This window comes from Kytococcus sp. HMSC28H12 (assembly GCF_001816045.1).
Classification (GTDB): Bacteria; Actinomycetota; Actinomycetes; order Actinomycetales; family Dermatophilaceae; genus Kytococcus; species Kytococcus schroeteri.
In genome coordinates this window covers 1-2,090 of record NZ_KV824577.1, presented here as the reverse complement: position 1 = coordinate 2,090, position 2,090 = coordinate 1, and the positions used below count along the sequence as shown (strand labels likewise).

2 protein-coding genes are annotated in these 2,090 nt (G+C 74.8%); both read right to left on the bottom strand.

Translation table 11 applies throughout. The features are described 5' to 3' along the window. Window positions 1-139 precede the first annotated feature (139 nt). Complete coding sequence (locus HMPREF3099_RS09065; protein WP_070705663.1) at window positions 140-1,603, bottom strand: phosphomannomutase/phosphoglucomutase; 1,464 nt, start codon at window positions 1,601-1,603, stop codon at window positions 140-142. Between the two features lie 21 nt (window positions 1,604-1,624). Beyond that, the gene (locus tag HMPREF3099_RS09060; protein ID WP_237769816.1) at window positions 1,625-1,996 is read right to left on the bottom strand and encodes a DUF3499 domain-containing protein; all 372 of its coding nucleotides are present in this window, start codon (window positions 1,994-1,996) and stop codon (window positions 1,625-1,627) included. Between the last annotated feature and the right edge of the window lie 94 nt (window positions 1,997-2,090).

Genomic DNA, 2,090 nt, shown 5'->3' with positions numbered 1-2,090 from the left:
GATGCCGGCCTCCTCGGCGAGCGTGAGCGCCTGCCGCACCTGCGCACCGGCGGTGGCCAGCGCGAACAGGGTGCCGGCGGCGTCGCAGCGCGCCAGGTGGTCCGGGTCGTCGAGCACGGCCTCGTCGACGAAGGGCACGTCAGCCGTCCTGCCGCACCAGGGCCAGCGCCGCGTCGCGGACGCGGGCGGTGAGCTCCTGCGAGACCGACTCCACGTTGAGGCGCAGCAGCGGCTCGGTGTTGCTGGCACGCAGGTTGGCCCGCCAGTAGCCCACCTCCTCGCCCTCCAGCGCGGTGCCGGTGAGGGTCAGGCCGTCCAGCTCGTCGGCCCGGGCGCCCTGCGCGGCGCCCCAGGCGCGCACCCGCTCGGTGGCTGCGGCGGCGTCGTCCACACGGGAGTTGATCTCCCCGCTGGCGGGGTACTTCTCGTACGGGGCCATGAGCTCCGAGAGCGGGCGGTCCTGCTCGCCGAGGGCCGCCAGCACGTGCAACGCGGCGAGCATACCGGTGTCGGCGAACCAGAAGTCCTTGAAGTAGTAGTGCGCCGAGTGCTCCCCGCCGAAGACCGCGTCGTGGCGGGCCATCTCGTCCTTGATGAAGGAGTGGCCCACCCGGGTGCGCACCGGGCGGGCGCCGGCGGCCTCGATGACCTCGGGCACCACCTGGGAGGCGATGGCGTTGTGCACCACGGCCACGTCCTGCGCGCTCGCACCGGCGGCCACCGCGCGGTCGACCTCGCGCTGGGCCACCAGGGCGGTGATGGCGCTGGGCGTCACCGGCTCGCCGCGCTCGTCCACCACGAAGCAGCGGTCGGCGTCGCCGTCGAAGGCCAGGCCGATGTCGGCGCCGTGCTCGCGGACGGCGGCCTGCAGGTCTCGCAGGTTCTCCGGCTCCAGCGGGTTGGCCTCGTGGTTCGGGAAGGTGCCGTCTAGCTCGAAGTACAGCGGCTCCACGCGCAGCGAGTCCACCACCACGTCGTCGCCGCTGCCCAGCACCACCGGCACGGTGTGGCCGGCCATGCCGTTGCCGGCGTCCACCACCACGTCCAGGTGGCGCAGCCCGCTGAGGTCCACCAGGGAGCGCAGGTGCTCGGCGTACTCGCCGGTGAGGTCACGGTGGGTGATCGTGCCGGGGGCCGCGGCGGCCTGGCGGTCGTGCACGTCACCGCGGTCCAGGATCCACTGCGCCAGGTCGCGCACCTCGGCCAGGCCGCTCTCCTGCCCCACCGGGCGCGCGCCGGGGCGGCACAGCTTGATGCCGTTGTACTGGGCCGGGTTGTGCGAGGCGGTGAACATCGCCCCGGCGAGGCCCAGGTGGCCGGCGGCGAAGTAGAGCCCATCGGTGGAGCACAGGCCGATCATCGTGACGTCCACCCCGTGCAGCGCCAGCCCCGCGGCGAAGGCCTCGGACAGCTCCGGGCTGCTGGGGCGCATGTCGTACCCCACGGCCACGCCGGCCACCCCCTCGGGCAGGACGACGGTCTGCGCGAACGCCTCCCCCAGGGCGCGGGCCACGCGCGGGTTGAGTTGCTCGGGCACGAGACCGCGGACGTCGTAGGCCTTCACGAAGTCCGCGAGCGGGGGCTGCGGGCGCTGGGTGCTCATGGACGCACAGGGTAGTGCGCGTCAGCCGTCGTGGTCCCCCGAGACCAGCCGCAGCCGCGGGCCCTGCCGGCGGTCCGCCTCGGCACCGTCGCCGGGGGCACCCGCCGGTCGCTCGCGGTGGTCACGCACCGCCTCCGCCAGCGCCCCGATGTCGGCCACCGCGCCGGTGGGGTCCTCGAGGTCGATCTGCAGCCGCATCACCTGCCAGCCGCGCGGGGCGGTGAGGCGGGCGGTGTGCTCGGCGCACAGGTCGTAGACGTGAGGCTCGGCCTCGGCCACGAGCGGGCCGACCACCACCGTCTGCTCGGCGTAGACGTAGGTCAGGGTGGAGGCCGCGGGCTGCGCGCACCCCACCTTGCTGCACAGGCGCGGGCTGGGGTCAGAGGTGGGCACGGGGCGCAGACTACGCTCGCGCCCATGCCCAGTCCGTCCGCACGCGCCGGGAACGCCGCACGCCGGCGGATGCTGCGCCGCGGCCGCGAGCTGC

Bases quoted from the DNA above. Each gene is read 5' to 3' on its own strand.
- HMPREF3099_RS09065 (WP_070705663.1), bottom strand. From the start codon at position 1,603: ATGAGCACCCAGCGCCCGCAGCCCCCGCTCGCGGACTTCGTGAAGGCC.